The 21,021-nt window shown below is 52.5% G+C and carries 18 protein-coding genes; 13 read left to right on the top strand and 5 right to left on the bottom strand.

The annotated features are described in order from the left end of the window. On the top strand, window positions 1-110 hold a 110-nt coding region (rpsI, locus tag ACMZ66_RS09360; RefSeq protein ID WP_416936682.1), incomplete at its 5' end, for a 30S ribosomal protein S9. A 177-nt stretch (window positions 111-287) separates the two neighbouring features. Here the strand turns inward: rpsI and ACMZ66_RS09355 are convergent. Next, complete coding sequence (locus ACMZ66_RS09355; protein ID WP_416936666.1) at window positions 288-1,451, bottom strand: alpha-hydroxy acid oxidase; 1,164 nt, start codon at window positions 1,449-1,451, stop codon at window positions 288-290. 380 nt (window positions 1,452-1,831) lie between these two features. On the opposite strand from ACMZ66_RS09355, the gene ACMZ66_RS09350 reads away from it, so the two are divergent. The 7 genes from ACMZ66_RS09350 to argC all read left to right on the top strand — a co-directional run bounded on the left by ACMZ66_RS09350 (window position 1,832) and on the right by argC (window position 11,751). Next, window positions 1,832-2,725, top strand: a complete 894-nt coding sequence (locus ACMZ66_RS09350) for a GNAT family N-acetyltransferase (protein ID WP_416936664.1) — start codon at window positions 1,832-1,834, stop codon at window positions 2,723-2,725. Between the two features lie 400 nt (window positions 2,726-3,125). Then, the gene (gene urtA / locus ACMZ66_RS09345) at window positions 3,126-4,409 is read left to right on the top strand and encodes an urea ABC transporter substrate-binding protein (RefSeq protein WP_416936662.1); all 1,284 of its coding nucleotides are present in this window, start codon (window positions 3,126-3,128) and stop codon (window positions 4,407-4,409) included. Then, a complete protein-coding gene (locus tag ACMZ66_RS09340) occupies window positions 4,402-6,009 on the top strand; it encodes a ShlB/FhaC/HecB family hemolysin secretion/activation protein (protein WP_416936660.1) in 1,608 nt (535 codons plus the stop codon). Before urtA ends, ACMZ66_RS09340 begins: the two co-directional genes overlap by 8 nt. An 11-nt stretch (window positions 6,010-6,020) precedes the next feature. Beyond that, window positions 6,021-7,241: a hypothetical protein gene (locus ACMZ66_RS09335; RefSeq protein WP_416936658.1), complete on the top strand. Its 1,221-nt coding sequence runs from the start codon at window positions 6,021-6,023 to the stop codon at window positions 7,239-7,241. Window positions 7,242-7,411: 170 nt separating this feature from the next. Further along, complete coding sequence (locus tag ACMZ66_RS09330; protein ID WP_416936656.1) at window positions 7,412-8,743, top strand: hypothetical protein; 1,332 nt, start codon at window positions 7,412-7,414, stop codon at window positions 8,741-8,743. Window positions 8,744-8,818: 75 nt separating this feature from the next. Further along, on the top strand, window positions 8,819-10,609 hold the full coding sequence (locus ACMZ66_RS09325; protein ID WP_416936654.1) for an acyltransferase family protein: 1,791 nt from the start codon (window positions 8,819-8,821) through the stop codon (window positions 10,607-10,609). 95 nt (window positions 10,610-10,704) lie between these two features. After that, window positions 10,705-11,751, top strand: a complete 1,047-nt coding sequence (argC, locus tag ACMZ66_RS09320; RefSeq protein WP_416936652.1) for an N-acetyl-gamma-glutamyl-phosphate reductase — start codon at window positions 10,705-10,707, stop codon at window positions 11,749-11,751. Window positions 11,752-11,807: 56 nt separating this feature from the next. Here argC and ACMZ66_RS09315 read toward each other — a convergent pair whose 3' ends face one another. Next, window positions 11,808-13,214: a PLP-dependent aminotransferase family protein gene (locus ACMZ66_RS09315; RefSeq protein ID WP_416936650.1), complete on the bottom strand. Its 1,407-nt coding sequence runs from the start codon at window positions 13,212-13,214 to the stop codon at window positions 11,808-11,810. Between the two features lie 110 nt (window positions 13,215-13,324). Between ACMZ66_RS09315 and ACMZ66_RS09310 the strand changes: the two genes are divergently transcribed. Together ACMZ66_RS09310 and ACMZ66_RS09305 are read left to right on the top strand one after the other, a co-directional pair. After that, entirely contained in the window at window positions 13,325-13,978 is a 654-nt protein-coding gene (locus ACMZ66_RS09310; protein ID WP_416936648.1) for a DMT family transporter, read from the top strand. Window positions 13,979-13,993: 15 nt separating this feature from the next. Beyond that, the gene (locus tag ACMZ66_RS09305; RefSeq protein WP_416936646.1) at window positions 13,994-14,206 is read left to right on the top strand and encodes an EamA family transporter; all 213 of its coding nucleotides are present in this window, start codon (window positions 13,994-13,996) and stop codon (window positions 14,204-14,206) included. Here the strand turns inward: ACMZ66_RS09305 and ACMZ66_RS09300 are convergent. After that, window positions 14,203-15,039 carry a substrate-binding periplasmic protein gene (locus ACMZ66_RS09300; protein ID WP_416936644.1) on the bottom strand — a complete coding sequence of 279 codons (837 nt, stop codon included), beginning with the start codon at window positions 15,037-15,039 and terminating at the stop codon, window positions 14,203-14,205. The genes ACMZ66_RS09305 and ACMZ66_RS09300 overlap by 4 nt on opposite strands. 167 nt (window positions 15,040-15,206) lie before the next feature. Here ACMZ66_RS09300 and ACMZ66_RS09295 point away from each other — a divergent pair, with 167 nt between their 5' ends. The 3 genes from ACMZ66_RS09295 to ACMZ66_RS09285 all read left to right on the top strand — a co-directional run bounded on the left by ACMZ66_RS09295 (window position 15,207) and on the right by ACMZ66_RS09285 (window position 18,249). After that, window positions 15,207-15,743 carry a gamma carbonic anhydrase family protein gene (locus ACMZ66_RS09295; protein WP_416936642.1) on the top strand — a complete coding sequence of 179 codons (537 nt, stop codon included), beginning with the start codon at window positions 15,207-15,209 and terminating at the stop codon, window positions 15,741-15,743. 136 nt (window positions 15,744-15,879) lie between these two features. After that, on the top strand, window positions 15,880-16,782 hold the full coding sequence (locus ACMZ66_RS09290; protein WP_416936640.1) for a DMT family transporter: 903 nt from the start codon (window positions 15,880-15,882) through the stop codon (window positions 16,780-16,782). Between the two features lie 171 nt (window positions 16,783-16,953). Then, the gene (locus ACMZ66_RS09285; protein ID WP_416936638.1) at window positions 16,954-18,249 is read left to right on the top strand and encodes a cytochrome-c peroxidase; all 1,296 of its coding nucleotides are present in this window, start codon (window positions 16,954-16,956) and stop codon (window positions 18,247-18,249) included. Here the strand turns inward: ACMZ66_RS09285 and ACMZ66_RS09280 are convergent. Then, a complete protein-coding gene (locus ACMZ66_RS09280) occupies window positions 18,246-19,118 on the bottom strand; it encodes an NAD(P)-dependent oxidoreductase (protein ID WP_416936636.1) in 873 nt (290 codons plus the stop codon). The genes ACMZ66_RS09285 and ACMZ66_RS09280 overlap by 4 nt on opposite strands. 90 nt (window positions 19,119-19,208) lie before the next feature. Continuing rightward, window positions 19,209-21,011 carry a PHA/PHB synthase family protein gene (locus tag ACMZ66_RS09275; RefSeq protein WP_416936634.1) on the bottom strand — a complete coding sequence of 601 codons (1,803 nt, stop codon included), beginning with the start codon at window positions 21,009-21,011 and terminating at the stop codon, window positions 19,209-19,211. Window positions 21,012-21,021: the final 10 nt, after the last annotated feature.

Below are 21,021 nucleotides of genomic sequence, written 5' to 3'. Positions count from 1 at the left end.
GCGGTTCGCTCAAGGCTGGCGGGTTCCTTACCCGTAACTCGCGTGCAGTTGAACGTAAAAAATACGGTCGCGCCAAAGCTCGTCGTAGCTTCCAGTTCTCGAAACGTTAATTCGTTTTCGGGCAACAGGCTCGCGATACTGTTTGGAAAAGCGTCACCTTCGGGTGGCGCTTTCTTTTTGCCCATCGGCAAGATCAAACACCAAAAAAACGGCGTCCTTCCGATGGAAAGACGCCGTTTTTATATTCGCCTATCGGGCGCGCTTAGCGCATAGAATGGTCTGGCGCGTTATTGCCAGCGATCAGAGAAATCGCGCGGGATCATAAGGATGTCGCGATCAACTTTGGTGACGTCCGTGCGGCCGCAGAATGCCATCGATACTTCAAGTTCCTTATGGATCAGCTCAAGCGCCTTGGTCACGCCGGCTTCGCCCATGGCGCCCAGGCCATAAACATAAGCACGGCCGATATAGGTGCCCTTCGCACCCATGGCCAAGGCCTTTAGAACGTCCTGGCCGGACCGAATGCCGCTATCGAGATGGACTTCGATCTTGTCGCCAACCGCATCCATGATGGCGGGCAGGGCGCGGATCGAAGACAGCGCACCGTCAAGCTGACGTCCGCCATGGTTTGATACGATGATGGCATCAGCACCAACATTCAGTGCTTCGAGTGCATCGCGGGCATCAATGATCCCTTTGATGATCAGCGGGCCATCCCACATTTTGCGGAATTCACGAATACGATCCCAATCAAGGGATACGTCGAATGCTTCGGCAGTCCAGGTGGTCAGCGATGACGCGTCGGCAACGCCCTTGGCGTGGCCGACAATGTTACCAAAGAAGCGGCGCTTGGTGCCAAGCATGCCCAAGCCCCACTGCACCTTCGTCATCATGTCAGCAACGGATTTAACGGTCAGCTTGGGCGGGGCGGACAGGCCATTTTTCAGATCCTTGTGACGCTGGCCCAGCATCTGCAGGTCGACCGTAATGACCGCAGCCGAGCAGTTCGCCGCTTTGGCGCGGTCAAACAGGCGCTTCATGAAATCATCGTCTTTAAGTGTATAGACCTGCAGCCAGAACGGCTTGGATGTGTTTTCGGCAACATCTTCGATCGAACAGATCGACATGGTCGAAAGCGTGTAAGGCACGCCGAACTTTTCGGCTGCACGGGCTGCCTTGATTTCACCATCCGCACACTGCATCCCGGTCAGTCCGACCGGGGCAAGGGCGACCGGCATTGAAACATCCTGACCGATCATCTGGCTTTTGGTGGTTCGGCCCGACATATCGATCGCGACGCGCTGACGCAGATGAATGTCCTGAAAGTCGGTAGTGTTTTCACGGAATGTCTGCTCGGTCCAGCTTCCGGACTCTGCGTAATCATAAAACATGCGCGGCGTGCGCCGTTTATAGATACGTTTCAGGTCTTCTACGCAGGTAATCACTGGCATGAGCTCAACTCCGAATAAAATGCGTTTGGTATTGGTAATACCAGTTTCCGAGGATATCGCAAACCGAATTGAAAAATCAGCCTTTGTCTGATCGTTTTCACATGCCGGAAACCGCGATGAGGTCGTGTTTGGCAAAGAGTGTGAAAAAGGGGATCGGAATTTGCCAAGCTTGTGATAAGAACAAGTGCAGGAACGATAATTTCAGAATTCAAGGAACTCACCAATGGTTGGAACTATGCGACGAATTTTCAGAACATAGCTGTTTGAACCTCTATTGGATTTCCTTGTTCTTTTGTGACAGGCCGCTAATGGAGCGGTCTTTTTTTATGCCCATTTGACATGTGGCAGTTTCGATAACCCCAGTGAAAGGGAACACCGATATGCAGTACAGAAAGCTGCACGACGCCGATCTTGATGCCGCAAACGCATTCCTTGCCAAATATGCTGCAACCAGCATGGTTCTGCGCGGGAACCTGCCAACTGTCGGTATCGAGCGACGTCGTCATCCGCTTTCTGGAAGCTATTTCGGTGAAGTTGCCAATGATGGTGCGATCAGCGCGATCGTCGCCCAGTTCGGCAATGGGAATATCTTCGTCCAGTCGGGTGACCAGAAAGCCATCCCGCACAAATTGACCGAAGCCTTCCGTGCTGAACCGGTCAAGCCGGTCGCCGGTGTGCTTGGTGATGCAGATCAGGCCGCAGACATGCTCGATCAGCTCGGTCTGTCTGATGCGGGATTTGCGATCAATGCATCAGATGTTCTTTACGAGCTTGATCTGAAAAAACTGATCGTGCCGGTCAATGCGCGCGCGGACGATTTTCAGATGGTGGATGCCGAAAAGGTCGATCGCGATACGCTTTTGCGTTGGCTGCGCGCCTATGAGATCGAAGCATTGGGTGCCGAAGACACCCCGGTTCTTGACAGCAAGGTCGCGTCACGTCTGGTGCATGCGCTTGATGCGCGCACTATGTGGGGGCTGATTGTTGATGGCAAGCCGGTCTCACTTTCAGGCTTTAATGCAACCTTGCCCGACATGGTTCAAGTTGGGCCGGTCTGGACGCCGTCCGAACAACGTTCTAACGGCTATGCCCGTATTCTTGTCGCGAAAACGCTGCTCGCAGCGCGTGCCCGCGGGGTAACACAGGCTATTTTGTCGACGAACAGCGAAGCTGCTGCCAAGGCATATGAGGCACTTGGTTTCACCAAGATCGGTCGCTATCGCTTGGCTCTGCTGAAAAGCCCGGTTAAGCTCGACGCAATACTTGCTGTTTAACCCCTTAACGATTGAGGTCTGCTCTGATCCGCAGCCCGTTATCGCGCTTTGTGCTCAAGTGCCATCTGCCAGCAGTTACCTTGCTGCTGGCAGATTAAGGGATACTTGGACTGGTTCAACGAGTGCAGAAAACTAAGTATAAATCTGTCTGAACCACCTAAATCCGCGACCGGAGGTCACTGGCGAGTTATTCCTTCGTGAACCAATCAACGTTTGTTGCGTATATTGGTATGAACTGATTTTCTGGGCAGAAGCTATCGGTCACAGGCAAAAACATCAATAAGCAAACTTGTAGAGGACCTTTGCCAAGCCCAAGTGATTGTAATTACAGGGTGCTAGTCATTCATTTGGGGGTATACATGGCATCGCTTGGTTTAGCTGGGCTATATGGTGGTGGCGCATGAGAAAACTTCTGCGGTTGGTGGCTTGGGCTGTTACCTTAATTTTTACCATGTTGGGCACGTCGTATGCCCAGACGTCAGAGCCGATAAAAATCGGCGTTCTTCACTCGCTTAGTGGCACGATGGCCATTTCGGAAACCACATTAAAGGACACTGTCCTGATGATGGTTGAGGCACAAAACCGCAGAGGCGGGTTGCTTGGCCGACAGCTTGAGGCCGTGGTGATGGACCCGGCGTCAGATTGGCCGACCTTTGCGCAACAGACCCGTACTTTGATTGAAGATGAAGGGGTTGCCGTAATATTTGGCTGTTGGACATCGGCATCGCGCAAGGCGGTTTTGCCGGTTTTAGAGGAACTGGACGGCTTGCTTTACTATCCGGTGCAGTATGAGGGACAAGAAAGTTCACGCAATATCTTCTATACCGGCGCTGCCCCCAATCAGCAGGCAATCCCTGCTGCAGATTATCTGATGCGTGAAGACGCGGTTGGGGCGACGCGGATGATATTGTTGGGCACGGATTATGTATACCCGCGCACGACCAACAAGCTGATGCGGTCCTATTTGAATTCACGCGGCATTTCGAACGCCGACATCCTTGAAATATATACGCCATTTGGTCACAGCGATTGGCAAGACATCATCACGCAAATGGCGGCCTTTGCCAATCAGGGCAAGAAAACAGCCGTGATCTCGACCCTTAATGGTGACACCAATATCAGCTTTTACCAGGAACTGGCCCGCCAGGGTATCACTGCACAGCAAATGCCGGTGATGGCGTTTTCGGTTGGTGAACAGGAACTGTCGCGGTTGGATACCATGGGTCTTGTGGGGCACATGGCGGCGTGGAACTATTTCATGAGCGTTGAAGCCGTCGAAAACAGCCGGTTTATCCAGAATTGGCAAGAATACACCAAAGATCCTTCACGTTTGACCAACGACCCGATGGAAGCAACTTGTATCGGGTTCAAAATGTGGGCGCAGGCTGTTGAACAAGCCGAAACTACAGAAGTCCGCGCAGTGCGTCAGGCAATGTATGGTCAAAAGGTCCGTAACCTGACTGGTGGGACAGCAGTGATGCTGAATAATCATCACATTTCCAAGCCGGTTCTGGTTGGTCAAATACAGGCAGATGGTCAGTTCGTGGTTATCTGGAATACCAACGGTGAAGTGCGTGGCGACGCTTGGTCAGACTATTTGCCCGAAAGTGCCGGACTGACCGCAGATTGGACTTATCCTTGGCTTTGTGGTGGCTGCAAGACGCCAAAGTACGCCGATGAGTAGTCCGATTGAGGGAACGTTCGCACATGAAAAAGGGATGATCGGTTTTCAGGAAAACAACTGTTTTCGCGGTCTGATCAGTCTGGCGTGTGTGCTGGGGATGCTTGGCGGGATTGGTGCCGGGATCATGCCAGCACATGCACAAAACCAAACACAATCAGCATTACAAAACACCGCCTTGGTCGACTGGCCGGTTCAAGGACTGCCAGGCAATATTGATGATGTAACGATATTGCAGCTTCCGGCTGACCCCTTGAATGCGGCGAACATTTTACTGCACAAAATCGAGAACCAAGGCTATCCTCTTGCAGAGGTCAGGATTGGCGCGGACAGACTGATCGTCACGTTCGGCGAGATCGTCGAAGTGGTCGTTGAGGGCTACACATATGGTGGTGTGGTTAGGGTCGAAGACGAGCGGTTTGATCCGGGTGTTGAGAAGCTGATCCATGGATATGTCGATCATTTAGTCGGTACATCACCTACGACCGATCAATTGAGCCATGCGACCGCGTTGATTGATGACATACCGGGTGTTACGGCGTCCATCTTGCTTGAGCGCATTGATGATCTGGGTCATTACCGTGCGGTCGTTCGCGGCGCGCAAGAGCGGGGCGGCGGGGTTCTATCGGTTCGCAACACGCCAACCCGTCGGTTTGAAAGCCGAGAAGCTGCACTTCATCAGGAGTTCTATTCCACCTTTGTCGGTGGCGATATCCTGCGCGTTGATTTGAGCGCGGTCAACACTACGACCACGTCGCGTGGTTATGGTTTGCAGGTGTCGCACGAGTTTCCGGTCAATGCGTATGGTACATTCTTTGAGAGCCGCATCTCACATTATGACACGACAGGCGAAAACCAGTTTGAAGCTGAACAATCTGCGGATTCAACGTCTTCAACAGCGGCTGTTGTATTAGGCCATGCGTTCAGTCGGCATGTCGAAATTGCCGATTATATCTATGGAGAGCTTGATTTCCGTACGGAAGATAACGCCGGACTGGGGACGTCGGACTATGGTGTGGCACGTGCTGCGTTCTCCGAGACTTTGCACAATGATCATGGAACAACACTGTCATGGAGTGTTTCGGCCTCTGGCGGGCAGGAGTTTTCTGATCCGGACAAGCGATTTGGCGTTATCAAAGGCGGTGGCGGGTTGATTTTCTGGCTGCCAGAGCTTTATGAAACGGCCGAGGTCCGCATTGAAGGGGCGGGGCAAATCGGCAGCCGTGACGTTCCGGGCTTTGAGCTGTTCAGTTTCGGTGGCAACAGCAATATGCGCGGGTTCGTACCGTTCGAATATGCGGGCGTTCACGGAGCCGATTTGACAATTGAGCTGGCCGAGACGTTTCAACCGTGGGCCCCAAGCAGTCCGATCCTGACCCCATATGTGTTTGCTGATGCAGCATATGTTGCAAACCCGAGTGCACTGGCATCGGAAAGCAGGCCAGAAAGTAATGAAATCCTCAGTGCAGGATTCGGATCAAAAATGACGTTCTTCAACGGCTTTTCGATGGATGGCTGGTTGGCGAAACCGATCCATGATGGTGAAGACTCTGATCGATCAAACAATGTTGTGTTTTATCTTCAAGCGCAGTTTTCCTGGTAAAGGAGGGAGAGATGGCAACCATCCTACGCGCTGTTATCCTTGCTTTGATGGTGATGCTGATTGCCGACACCCCGGCAATGGCGAAAACCAAAAACCCGCCGGGCTGCAAAAATTCAAGCCCGACCGCACATAACCCGAATTGTTCTGGTGGCTCAGGCACGCATGTGCCTGCGTCGCCGGATAAACCGGCAGTCCAGATCAATACCGTCACCCATGGTAATAGCGGCTTTACGTCGCCTGCTGCAGTGTCCTCTGGAGACGCACCCGCACCCGCACCTGCACCCGCACCCGCACCCGCACCCGCACCCGCACCTGTAACGGCTGCGCCTGCTGGTTCTGGTGCGTCCTCGTCTGCAGTTGTCAGTGCCCCAAGTTCTGGAAGTGGCGCTGTACCATCATCAACCCCAAGCCCATCATCAACAGGAACGTCGACGCCCTCCAGCGGGGTCGTCATAATTGCGCCTGCTGCGGCGCCTGCTTCCAGCGGAACCAGCGCAGCTGGAGGATCATCAACCTCATCGGGTTCGGGCAGCGCTGCTGTTTCGGTGCCCGTAAATGGCGGGGCGTCGAGTGGACCCTCTGCGGCAGCGCAAAGTTCAGCTTTGTCGGCGGGTGCTGGGGCAGGTACTGGGGCAGCTACCGGGGCAAGTGGTGCGACCGGGACAAGTGGTGCAGCAAGTACATCCGATGGCGGGCACGGTCAGGTTTTGTCAGGCTATAACTCGAGCATTGTGCCTGCTGATCCGCTGCATTCATCCGATATCGTATCGCAGATGAATTCAGGCGGGGCTGGCAATGCCAACGGAAATGTCGAGGGTGTGTTGCCAACCCGTGTTGAGCAGATCGCTCCGACAGATGTGGTTGTTGGCCAATATTCCGCGCCGGTATCAGGGTTTGGCCATGAAGAGGGCAACACATTCGGTCTAACTGGCGAGCTTGGCTATAAATTTATTCATGTGCAGGAATACGACGGATTTCCGCGTTTTGATTCGCACAAGCCGCCTAAACCGGGCAAGAACCTTGTGCCGGGCTATCGTGCAGTGCTGGTATCAAGCGATGGTGTCAGCACATGTGTGATGTCAGGTATGGGGCGAAGAACCGTTGTGAACCAGAACGGGAACACAATCTCGCTCGGACATGCGGAAACCTTGCATTTCAGGTCTAGCTCAACCGCACATCTTCCAAGCAACCATCAAATGGCAAGCCATTGTCTGGTGTCGGTCAAGAAATAGGATGGTTGGACCATCGTGTTTTAGATGCGCGGCAACACTGTGCAGTTTAAGAAAACCCTGCCTCTTGGCGTGCGTTGAAAGCGCAGTTAAACTTGTTAGGTTGATGTGTTTTCGCCACATTTTTAACCGGATTGAGGTCTGCTCTGGCTTGCTGCCTGCAATCAGCATTTTTGTGCAAATTTCGACTGCTTGTGATTGCGATGATCACGGGCGCGATGATGGTGTTTGGCTTTTTGGGGGCGGCAAACGCCCAGAGTGCATCGCTGGATCTTTCCCAAGTCCTGTATCGGTTTGAAAACCGCGCACTGAGCCTGGGTAAGTTTGGTTCGGTTGCAGTTTTTCAGGGTAACCTGTTTGCGCAAGCCGCAAGTTGTTCGGGCAAACAAGCAGGTGCCTATGGTGCGGTGGATGGCATCGTCGGGGCAAAGACGCGTCAGGCGATTATTGATCTGCAACCTTGCCTGAACCCGTCGGTCCGCGCGGCAGTAGGGGCAGAGAATTATGGGGCGATCACGGTCGGGCTTTGGCGGTTATTGATGCCTGCCGATATGCCGCCACCCGATGTGATCGAGCGGGCCAATCATCTGACCTTCGCGCTTGAGGGCACAGATTACGACGTGATCCAGTTCAATTTCTGCCAGTCGGAAAACCCGCGCAGCCAAAAGACGTTTTTGGAAGGTGATCCTTATTGCCATACCAATGATCCGCGCGCCTATATGACATGGGGGCCGCGCGGGGCGACAGCCGGGGCAGGGGCCGAGGTTCAGCAAATCATTTTTGCGGCTGAACGCGCCAATCCCGGTCTTCTGCAAAAGGCCTTTGGTCCTTTTACCGAAGACATGCATCGGCTTGCCCTTGGCAATAACGATGCGGCCTTTGATGTGCTGTGTGCGATCTGGGTCAATGATGCAGAGCGTTCTGAATTTTCACGTCGTTTTTCTGCCTATGGCGCGCGCCCGGAAGTACAGGAAGCATATCGCCGTGTTTATGATGCGGCCAATGCAGATGGCGGCAAGATAGCGCGATTTTTCAAGTTATATAATGCTGTAAAACAAGACATAGGACGTGATCCGAGTGAAATTGATCTGGCGTTTTTCATTGACCGAGCAACCCACGGATCCGTGCCGCCAGGCGATATCGGCCCGCTGGTCGAAAAGATGCGTGCTTTTGTGAATCGCACGCGCAATGTTCCAAGCCCCGGCGAGCTTCGCAAGCAACTGGCAGCATGGCTTCCCAGCCATCACAAATATAATGATCGGCTGGCGCGCGATGCGATTTTCCTCGTAGATGACCCGGAAGTTGTCGTGTCCGATGCGCATCGGCGCATGTGGTTGCAGCGATCAGGGCTAAAGGCCAGCGATTTTGGGTTATCCGATTATCGCTACGTCGCAAGCTATCCGGTCGCAAGCCCAACCGGGTATGAGAAGATCGAGAAGTTCTATACCGTGTTGCCCAAGGATAAGCGCGCCTGTCCGGCAACTGTGCGTCGTGCGCGTAAGTAATGTATTGCTGCGCTTCTCAGCTGTGTTAGACAAGGGTAATTTCGAAATAATCCATGCGTTTTAAGTGGGGGCCTAGTGATCTATCGGCACGATATTCAGTTTTTACGCGGCATAGCTGTTTTGTTGGTAGTTCTATTTCACCTTCGAGTTCCGGGGTTTGCCAATGGATACCTAGGTGTTGACATATTTTTTGTTATTAGCGGTTTTCTGATGGCTTCGATCTATTCTGGAGGAGATTGGAAGGCATTCTTGCTGCGTCGTGCGAAAAGATTGTTGCCCGCGTATTTTGCGGTTGTTGGTGTAACCTTGCTAGTTGGAGTATTGTACTTAGATTTCGGAGCACTTAAAGATCTCGGGGAGCAAATTACCTGGGCAACATTATTTGTCTCAAATTTAGGTTATTGGACGCAAAATAGCTATTTTGCGAAAGATGATTTTAATCCTCTTCTTCATCTATGGTCTTTGGGGGTTGAGATCCAATTCTACCTTTTTGTTCCAGTTTTGTTTGCTGTGTGGCGGAGGTTTCCATTTTTATTATATGTAACTTTAATAGTTAGTTTGATATCGTGTTTGGTTCTTGTCGGCATATCACCTAAAACAGCGTTTTTTATGCTGCCTTTTCGCGTTTGGGAGTTCTCCATTGGGTGCATTGCAGCCTCAATGATAGCAGAGCGCAAATGGATATCGAGAAAGCGCGTTGACTTCTTCTGGTTCTTCTCTGTTTTTTCAATTCTTCTTTTGGTGTTCCAAGGAGACTTGAATGGGGAATCTTTAGAAATTTTGTCAGGACATCCCGCTGCGATTGCTTTCGCGATTACGATATTGACCGGAACGGCATTGTTTGTTGGGGGTAAGCAGAAGATAAATCCACCTCTTTCGAGAGCTATGGGTTGGTTGGGGGACCACTCTTATTCTATTTACTTAGTTCATTTCCCAATAATAGTGCTGTTTTTTTATCAGCCGTTTTCTGGGACACGAATACCTGAGCCCCAGGTGTTTGATCTATTTATCTTGTTAGTAGGGATAGTCTTTTCAGCATGGGTGTTGAGAAGGTTTGTTGAGCGCAACAATGAAAAATTGTTCTCGGCTTGGAGATGTGTTTTTGCAATTTTTGTGATCAATTTAGCAGTTCCTACAGCTTTGTTGGTCAAAGAGCACACTTATAGTAAATATGAGTTGAATGTACGGAATTCTATATTTGATAGGGCAGAGTATCGTTGTGGAAAACTGTTTCGAGTGCTGCATCCAACTTGGAAGGTGTGTAAACTTAACAGTGTGGTTTCCTCCAATAGAGCTTTACTGGTAGGAAATAGTCATGCAGACAGTATCAAGATTTCCTTTTCTAAGGTTGCGACAGACAAGAACTTTGAGGCTTGGTTCGTAGTTCAAAATCAGCCTCTGATGAATTCACCCGGGGCCCTGAAAACGAGAGATATTCTGGAAGAAGTGGAAGTCAGAGGGATTACACACGTGGTTCTCCATTACGACTCCGGAGGCATTGATACTTCTGTACTAGATGATTTGCTGCCGAGTTTGAAAGTTAACGGGGTTAGTGTCGACTTTATTGCGCCAGTGCCCGTTTGGAATGATAGTGTGCCTCGGATGGTCCTCCAATCAATTGCCGCTTCTGAGGAAGTGGATTCCCAGTCTTATGATGAGTATGTCCAGAAAAACTTGGACTGGTTTCAGTATTTCAAAAGTGACATGGCCGGAGATGCTAGGCTTCTAAACTCAGGCAGCGTATTTTGTGATCCAGTTTGTAAGTTTGGAGATGATAATGGAAAACTCTACTATTTTGATCAAGGTCATCTGACGTTGACCGGGGCGATGCTGTTGGAGCCATTGATCAAATTGGCGCTCGAATGAGCTTGCTAATCCAAAGATTTGAAAGACAACTGTTTTGTCTGTTGTGATAAATAATGATAGCTGTACTTGGTTGTCCTAACAGGAGTTGAGACTAAATGAGTGACGTTAAGGTCAAAGTCGGAATTCTCGGTGCCAGTGGCTATACCGGGGCAGAACTGGTTCGCATCCTTGCGCATCATGCTGCTGCGGACATTACCCTGTTGACCGCCGACCGACGAGCCGGGCGTCCGTTCGGGGAAGTCTTCCCGCATCTTGCCCATATCAATCTGCCAACCATGATCTCGATCGCGGAAGCAGACTGGTCGAATGTGGATGTCATTTTCTGCGCGCTGCCGCACGGCACGACGCAAGAAGTGATTGCAGCCCTTCCGGAGCATATCAAGGTCGTCGATCTGTCGGCTGACTTCCGCCTGTTTGATCCTGAGACCTATAAAGAATGGTACGGTGCGGAACATGCCGCGCAGGATCTTCAGAAGAAGGTCGTCTATGGTCTGACCGAACTGCATCGTGAAAAGATCAAAAAGGCACGTGTCGTCGCCAACCCGGGTTGCTACCCAACTCCGGTTCAGTTGGCCCTGACGCCGCTTTTGGAAAGCAAGCTTGTCCATGCGCAAGACATCATCATTGATGCCAAATCTGGTGTTACGGGTGCTGGCCGTGCCCCGAAGGAAGGCACGCTTTATGCCGAAGTGACCGAAGGCATTCATGCCTATGGCACTGGTGGTCATCGCCATGCACCGGAAATCGAGCAGGGCCTTGCTTGGGCCTGCGGAAGCGACGTTGTTGTGAACTTCTCACCACATCTGATGCCGATGAGCCGCGGTATCCTTGAATCCATCTATGTCAAAATGACCGATGGCACAACGGCCGAGGATATCCAGGCTGCCCTTGAAAAGCGTTATGCGGCTGAGCCGTTTGTTCGTGTTCTGCCGTTCGGTGTAACGCCGCAGACCCGCCATGTGCGTGGTTCAAACTATGTCCTGATGGGCGTGGTCAAGGATCGCGTGCCGGGCCGTGTGATCATTGTTGCGGTCGAAGACAACCTTGTGAAGGGCGCATCGGGCCAAGCTGTTCAGAACATGAACGTCATGCTGGGCCTGCCTGAAACCATGGGGCTTGAGATCGAACCGCTCTTCCCATAAGGGTGCTTTGATCAGTAAAAGAATAAAGGCGCTGCCAAATCTGGCGGCGCCTTTTCTTATGGGCGCATGGCGCGTTCAAGTACCTCGAATACGCGCGGATTATCGCATTGCGCGACATTAAACCGCATTAAATTATCGGCAGCCAGGCTGGGGCTAAACACATTGCCCGGTGCCAAAACCACACCATCGCCAAGTGCATGATGGGCCGTGCGCGATGCATCGATACCATCGGGCAGTTTGCACCATAAAAACAAACCGGCATCAGGTGTCACAACCGGCGTAATGCCAAGTGATTTCAGTCGGCTCGCTGTTTTGGTCATGCTGCGCGCCAATCGGGCGCGAAGACCATCCATATGCTTGCGATAGGTGCCGTCTTTCAAAACACTCAGGATCAATTCTGGCACAAGGTTGCTGCTGGAAAACCCGGTTGCGATCTTCAGGTCAATCAGTTCTTCAATCCAGTCGGGTTTGGCCGCGATATAGCCGCATCGAAGTGACGCCGAAAGGGTTTTGGAAAAGCTCCCGACATGAATAACGCGCGCCAATCCGCCAAGGGCGGCAAGCCTTGGCGCAGCTATGTTTTCAAAATCGGCGAAAATATCATCCTCGATCACGATCAGATCGTTTTGATCGGCAATGGTCAGGATGCGATGCGCGACATGCGGTGAAAGTGCCGCACCGGTCGGGTTGTGAAGGCCGGAACTGGTGATGTAGAGGCGGGGCCTTTCGCGTTCGACAATGTCGGCAAAGGCATCCGGGTTCGGGCCATTCGGTCCAAACGGAACGCTGATGATCTTGGCGCGATGCGCGCGCAGCAAGGCCTGAAAATTAAAGTAACAGGGATCATCAATCAAAACCGTGTCACCCGGTTCAATCAGAAAACGACACAGCATATCAATCGCTTGGGTTCCTGATTTTGTCAGGATGATCTGATCGGGGGCCGCATCAATGCCGTAATGCCCCATGCGTTGCGACAATAATTGACGAAGCGGTGCCAACCCAAGGGGCGTGCCATATTCGGTCAGGACAGCGTCATCCGCGCGCGACAGGTTGCGCAAGGCACGCCGGATTGATGCTTCTGGCATCCAGTCTGCCGGGAGCCAGCCGCAACCTGGTTTAAGCATGTCTGATCGGGCATCAAGCGACTGGCGCGAAACCCAAAACGGATCAATCGCGCGATCAAGCTTCGGACCAATCTGGGCAATCGACAGCGGGGCGGTGTGCCCGGTGACGTAAAAGCCCGATCCACGGCGCGATTGAATGATGCCTTCTGCCACCAATCGGTCATAGGCCTCCACCACAGTTGAGTTCGAGACGTCCATCTGTTTGGCGAAGGCCCGGATGGAGGGCAAACGATCGCCCGACAGCAAGCTGCGCGCCGCAATCCGGTCACGAATTGCTTTCATGACCTGTGACACTAGTGTGCCTTCACTGGCAGGGGATTGGCTGTTCTGAAACGTCACTGTATTGCCTTTGTTATCAGTACAGTTTGATTAAATTGTATTTGATTGTGTCTGGTTTGAACCCACGCGGCAAGCCAAAGATTGGTCTGCTTAAGAAGAAGGAGGCGAGTTTGGCAATTGCAGTGGCGCAATCACGTGGCGGTTGGATCAGTGGTCTGGTCGGGGTATTGATTTTTAGCGGATCTTTGCCAGCAACCCGCGTTGCAGTGATGGATTTTGATCCGCTTTTCCTGACAGTGGCACGTGCGTCAATTGCCGGTATTCTAGCACTTTTGATTTTGCTGATGTCGCGTGCAGACCGGCCGAAATCATCAGATTGGGTTTCGTTGATGGTGGTTTCTGGTGGCGTGGTTGTTGGTTTTCCTTTGCTAACCGCACTCGCGCTTGAACATATCAGTTCAGCCCGCTCCATCGTCTTTATTGGATTGTTGCCACTTGCAACGGCGATCTTTGGCATGCTGCGCGGCGGGGAACGTCCACGTGCCGTTTTCTGGCTGTTCTCGCTACTTGGAAGCGGTCTTGTCGCCGGTTTCGCCGCAAGCGGAAGTGGCGCCAATGATGCCAGTGCGATCAGAGGTGATCTTTATATGTTAGGCGCGATCATTGTCTGCGGGCTTGGTTATGCCGAAGGTGGGCGACTGTCGCGCCGACTACGTGGTTGGCAGGTGATTTGTTGGGCGTTGGTGATTTCGTTGATACCGATGGCGGTTCTGTGTTTCGCAACCTTGCCAGATAGCTGGACGGGTATCAGTACCCAAGCCTAGATTGGCCTTTGCTATGTGTCGGTCTTTAGCATGCTGATCGGATTTTTCTTTTGGTATCGTGGGCTCGCACTGGGCGGGATTGCCGCCGTTGGCCAACTTCAGCTGCTTCAGCCATTCTTTGGATTGACGTTGGCATCGCTCATTCTGGCAGAGCCGATCAGCTCAGCCATGATCGTGGTCACGGTTGGTGTGGTTGCTTGTGTCGCCGGGGCGAAGCGGTTTTCCTAATTTCGTGGGGTCAGCTCCACGCGCGGTCCGCGATCGGGCCAATATTGTTCATGGAGCCGATCAATAAACCCTTCATCGAGCAGATCTTGCATGATCTCTGCAATCTGCTCGGTCCGGGTCATCAGTGGCGATTTCCGCGACACGGCCATGTGGATTTCGTTTCTATGCCCGCTTCGATAGGGGGCCTTGGCGATCACGTCTTCCATATGGTTTTTGCGAATTTCAAAATCGGCGTTTGAGTCTGATCCGACAATCGCGTCAAGTCGTTTGGCCGATAGCATTCGCAGCAAAATGATCTCGCTTCCGGCTTCGAACTTATCAAGCGACGTGTCGCTATCAAACGGCTCAAAATAGCGGGAATCGACGACGGCACCGACGGTCAGATGACGCAGATCGATATAGTCTGCGATCTCAACCGGGTTGTTGCGGTTGTAATAGAAAACCGGGGTGACTTCACTATAGGACGGCTTGATGTAGTGGGCGAACTCGGCTCGCTCGTCGGTATAGGCAAAACTCGTCAGAACATCGATATAGCCATCTTCAAGTGTCTTAAGACACCGCCGCCACGGGCAGGGATGCAGATGAAGTTCAAGACCAAGCCGTTTTGCAATTTCGGTTAAAAGGCCGATATCAATGCCATGCTGTCTGCCGTCTTCTTCTTCGATCACAAACGGTTCCCAAACCGAAAATGCCGCCACCAGATAGCCGGTTTCACGCGCAACCGGCGATGATTTGTGGGCATATCCTTTGTGTGGTGACAGGATGCTTAGGCAAACTGCAAAGGCAATTGCCAATAGCGTGCCGGGCCAGAGTTTGCGATTAGAAGGGGCCATTTTGCCTGCTTTGCTTGATGCAGCCGCGATCAGGATTTGTTACGACAGGGTTTCGTTCTTTTCATGTTAGAATTTAAACTGCCAAATCAAGGGATGCCCTGTTTTGCGATGATGCGTATCAACAGGCCCAAGCAGTTTGAACATCATTTACGAAAGGTCGCCTGACCATGCGTCTGTCCTATCGCGGGGTAATGCCCACCATCGACGAAACCGCGTTCATTGCACCAAATGCCACCATCATTGGTGATGTTGAAATCGGTGCGGAAACCGGGATCTGGTTTGGCTGCGTCATTCGCGGGGATGTTCATGAAATCCGAATTGGCTCGCGCACCAATATTCAGGACCTGACGATGGTCCATGTCGCCAAGGGCAAGTTTGGCACCTATATCGGCGATGACGTCACGATCGGTCATGCGGCCATTATTCATGCCTGCACGCTTGAAGATCGAAGCTTTGTCGGCATGGGGGCGACTGTGATGGATGGCTGCGTTATCGAGCAGGGCGGCATGCTGGGTGCTAATGCATTGCTTGCGCCGGGCAAACGCATTCCGGCAGGTGAACTTTGGGCCGGGGTGCCGGCGCGCAAGGTCCGCGACCTGACACAGGAAGAGATTGAATTCTTCAAGGTATCTGCGGATCGCTATGCCGATCTGGCGCAGGAATATGTCAAATCCATCCCCGAAGACCTTGCGAAGGGTGACTAACATCAAGGTTTGATGCGGCTACCGGTAAACGATCTTCTTGCCTGTAAGGGGCGGGTAGGATAGCAAGGTGGCCGCTATTAAATCGATAATTTGCCGCGCGCCACCACGCCCGGCCAGCATGAAACGGACCGGGAAAATGACGCGTTGGCAGGCAAACGCCATAATAGTCTTTGTCGCCCTGATTTGGGGCACGACTTTCGTTGTTCAGCAAACCAGTATGGAAAATATCGGCCCGCATTATTTTACGGGCGTGCGCTTCCTGTTGGGGGCATTGGCGGTATTGCCATTTGCCTTACGCGATCTTCGCAAGCTCAAACGCGCTAATCGGCCACTTGATCGTGGCGATATCATCGGTTTGGTTGTCACCGGCATTTCGATGTATCTGGCAAGCATCCTGCAGCAGATCGGCATCATGCAAACGACCGTGACCAATGCGGCATTCCTGACCGCGTTTTATGTGCCGACGGTTCCTGTTCTGGCCTATCTGGTATTTCGTACGCGCCCGCACTGGTCGGTTTGGCCGGGTGGGGCGATGTGCGTCTATGGCACCTATCTGCTCAGCGGTGGTGACCTGTCTGGTCTTGGCGCCGGTGATTTTTGGGTGATGGGCAGTGCGCTTTTCTGGGCTGCACAGGTTGTCCTGATCGGGGTGATGGTCACACGCACCAATGCACCGGCACTTGTCGCCTGCGCACAGTTCCTCATTACCGGTATTCTTGGTACGGCAATGGGGGCCATGACCGAAACCTTCAGCGTTACAGACATCTATAATGCCGGTTTTGAGATCCTGTATGCCGGGATCATGTCGGCTGGCGTTGCCTTTACCCTTCAGGCCGTTGCACAGAATTATACCGAGGCATCCGATGCCGCGATCATCATGAGTGCCGAGGCGGTCTTTGCCGCCATTGCAGGCGCATGGTTCCTTGGCGAACGTTTGGCGCCGGCGGAATATGCCGGATGTGGCGTTATCTTGGCCGCAATCATCGGGGTTCAGCTGATGCCATTGATGAGACGTCGTCGCCTGCAGATTGCGGCATAAGTGTCGCTTAAGGCGATATCATCCAACTGATATCAATGGCGGGTATGAATTAAGGCCCGCCATTGACTTTTATCAAAGCAGGGTTCAACTCTGATACGGTAAATGCGTAGCGTTCGCGTTTCCGCGTGACATTGCCATAGCCCCATCTCTGACTGAAACAAAGTGCCTTCCATGGATCACATCCGCCGCCATGTGCTGTCTGCCGTTCGATTGGGAAAAACCCGGTCATTGATCATTGCCACTGTCGCCTTGACCGCAATTGGTCCGGGCTTGACTGGCTTTGCGCATGCGGATGAGCAATCGGAATTCCTGTCTCATTTGGCAGGTAACGGGGCTAATCAGGTTCGCGAAATTGCTGCGGCGACGTCACCTTTTGCCGACAAGGCTGCCTTGGGAGAAGCACTTTATTTCGATACCAACCTGTCGGCCAACCGCACACAGGCCTGTGCAACATGTCACGAGCCATCTCAAGGATTTCGGGACCCACGCGTAGAGAATGCAGACGGCGCATTTTCATTGGGCGATGACGGCAAAAGCCTTGGAGATCGAAATACCCCAATGGCGGCCTATGCGAAATTCTCACCCAAGTTCCATGTCCGTGAAGATGGTGTCGCTGTTGGTGGTCAGTTCTGGGATGGACGCGCTGCTGATTTGGTCGAACAGGCCGGTGGCCCGCCGCTCAACCCGATTGAAATGGGAATGGCTGACAAGGCCTCTGTCGTGGCACGCCTTGCCGAGGACGAAGATTACGTTGCGGGCTTCAAGGCATTGTTCGGTGATGATGTCTGGTCTGATAGCGAGACCGCCTATGATGCCATGACGCAGGCGATTGCAGCGTTTGAGCAGGGCGATAATTTCGCACCGTTTGACAGCAAATATGATCGCTTCTTGCGCGGCGAATATAAGATGACCCCGCAAGAGGAACTTGGCCGGGTTCTCTTCTTCTCGCAGCAATTCACCAACTGCAATACCTGTCATATGCTGAAATCCAGCCCGACGGCAGCAGGTGAAACCTTCACCAATTACGAGTTCCACAATATCGGCGTGCCGCGCAATGTCGCGATCCGTGATGACAATGGCAAGGATGTAGAATTCACCGATAACGGGCTTCTTGATAATCCGGCAATTGATGATCCGGCCTATCGCGGCAAATACAAAACCCCGTCACTGCGCAATGTCGCGGTAACAGGGCCTTATATGCATAACGGGGTGTTTGCCGATCTTGAAACCGTGGTGCGGTTCTACAATAAATATAACAGCAGGGCCAAAGCCAACCAGACCAACCCGGAAACCGGGGAAGCATGGGGTGATCCGGAAGTGGCGGATACCATCTCGCTCACCGAGCTTGAGCAAGGCGATGCCTTGGACACCAAGCGCATCAATGCCATCGTCGCGTTTCTTAAAACGCTTACCGATGCGCGCTACGAGCCACTTCTGGTACAGGCCGCGACAGCCAAAGCCAATTAGGCCTTGATGGTTTCAATCACGGCACTTTGCGCCAGATCGCCCAATCCCGCCTTGGTGGTCGCATCAAACACGTCAAATGCGGCCTGGCCAACGGGGGCCTTTATGCCGATCTCATTGACGAGTTTCAGGGCATAAGACGCGTCTTTTGCCCGCAAGCCTGATGTGAAATGGATGCCTTCATTGTGGTTGCCGCTGATAAGGCCGGGCATGACCATAAGGCCGGTCGGGCTTGCATTAGCACCAATTTCAAATGTTTCGGCAACCTTATTGCCATCAAGCCCCGCTTTCTGCGCGACGGCGACCAGTTCGGCCGCAGCGGCAATGTGAACCGCACCCAACAGGTTATGCATCAATTTGTAAACTGTCCCTGATCCAACCGGGCCGAAATGGACTGTGCGTTTGCCAGTGTCATTCAAAATCGGCTGGATACGTTCAAGAACAACTTGCGTGGCACCAATCAAAAAGATTGTGTTGCCTGCTTCGATGTCGCTTGGAACGCCGGTCACTGGCGCGTCAACATAACTTACACCGGCATCTTCAACCGCCTTGGCCAGTTCGATCACAAAGCCATGTGATAGCGTTGAGCATTCAATGGCAACAGCACCACGTGTCATCGCGGCCAAGGCACCATTTTCACCCAACCAAACGGCATGTGCAGCAGTGTCATCGGACATAAACGAAATCACGATATCAACACCACGCGCTACATCGGCCGGTGTTGTGCATGCTGTGGCCCCCAACGCCACAAGCGGATCAAGCTTGGCGATGCTTCTGTTCCAGACCTTCACGCCATAGCCTTTTGCAAGCAGGCGTTTGATCATTGCTGATGCCATGCGACCAGCGCCAAGAAATCCGATTGTCTGTGCCATTGTTGGGTCCTTTGGATGAGCTCTGTATGGGGCAAAAGAGAGCGGCCCGCCGATATGGCAGGCCGCGTTCATTAAAATGCGATCTGCAGATCAGGATAGGGTGACTTTGACATACTCACCCGGTGCCGGGCCCAAAACCTTAAGCTTGCCATCACCGGCGGTACGCGCGTCAACCTGTCCACCGGAACGGCGGCTGATCCAGTTTTGCCAGTCCGTCCACCATGAACCTTCATGCTGGGTTGCCTTGTTCATCCAGTCATCAGGATTTTCCGGCGTGCGGTTGTAGGTCCAGTAGCAGTATTTCTTGGCTGCTGGCGGATTAACAACACCGGCAATATGGCCTGAAGCAGACAGCACAAACTTCACCTGTCCCGAAAGCAATTGTGTCCCGGCATAGGTCGCCTGCCACGGTGCAATATGGTCTTCGCGGGTGGACAGGAAATAGACCGGGATTTTGATGTCCCGAAGGTCAATCGGCTCGCCAAGAATTGTGATGCCGCCCGGTTCTCGCAACAGGTTCTTGTTATACATGTTGCGCAGATAGAAGCTGTGCATTGCCTTTGGCATGCGTGTGGAATCGGAATTCCAATACAGCAAATCAAACGGGAAGGGATCCTTGCCAAGCATGTAGTTGGAAACGACAAACGACCAAATCAGGTCATTGGCGCGCAGCATATTGAACGACATCGACATGTCGCGACCGTCAAGATAGCCCTCTTTGGACATCTTGTTCTCAAGGCTTTTGATCTGTTCGTCATCGACAAAGACAGAAAGCTCACCCGATTTTTCAAAATCCATCAGGGTGGTAAAGAAGGTCGCCGATTTGATCCGCTCATCCCCGACCTTTGCCATATAGGCAAGTGTCGAACTCAGAAGCGTCCCACCAAGGCAATAGCCAATCGCGTTGACCTCTGTCTCGCCGGTGGCCTGTTCGATCAGGTCAAGGGCGGCCAGAACGCCGTCCTTTGCGTAATCTTCGAACGACTTTTCGGCAAGTTTGCTGTCCGGGTTGACCCAGGACAGGACGAAAACAGTGTGGCCCTGATCAACGGCCCATTTGATCAGCGAGTTTTCCGGGCGCAAATCAAGGATGTAATATTTGTTGATCCATGGCGGCACGATCATAAGTGGCCGCTTGGCGACCTTGTCGGTCGTCGGCTTATATTGCAGAAGCTCCATCAAGGGCGTTCTGCCGATCACCGAACCCTCGGTCGTGGCGACATTTTCACCGATCTTGAAAGCATCAAGGTCAGTCATGCGGATTTGAAGTTTACCCTTGCCACGTTCAAGATCACCCAGAAGGTTCTGAAGACCCTTAAGAAGGTTTTCGCCGCCACTTTCAATCGTGGTGCGCAACACTTCCGGGTTGGTCATCAGGAAGTTGGTCGGCGAAATCGCATCGACAAACTGGCGGGTATAAAACTCGACCTTTTGGGCGGTTTTGTCATCAAGACCATCCACGTCATGAACGAAGTTCTGCGTCCATTGAGACGACAGCAAATATGACTGCTTGATGAAATCAAATAGCTCGTTGTTTTCCCATGCTTCGTCGCGGAAGCGGCGATCGCCTTTTTGCGGGGAAACAACCGGCTCTGCTTCTTCGCCCATCATGCGAAGCGTGGTGTTGTGCCACAGCGTATAATATTGCTGCCACAGCTCCATTTGAGCTTCGACCAGTTTGGCCGGGTTTTGCATGATTTGACTGGTAAGTTCGGCAAAAGCCGACCCGATATTGAGCGGGTCTGGGTCCGAAATTTCAGGATCTTCTGCCTGCTTGGCGAGGAAGTCAGATACAAGTCGTTGACTTCTCTCGGCAATCTCTGCCATTGCTGCAGATAGTTTTTCGGGATCCGGATGTTTGATTTCAGTTTCGATGGCCTGTTGATCGCTCATGGGGCATTCC

Origin of the sequence: Thalassospira sp., assembly GCF_048059015.1 — a bacterium.
Classification (GTDB): Bacteria; Pseudomonadota; Alphaproteobacteria; order Rhodospirillales; family Thalassospiraceae; genus Thalassospira.
The sequence above is the reverse complement of the archived record's forward strand: the minus strand, read 5'-3'. Positions and strand labels throughout refer to the sequence as shown.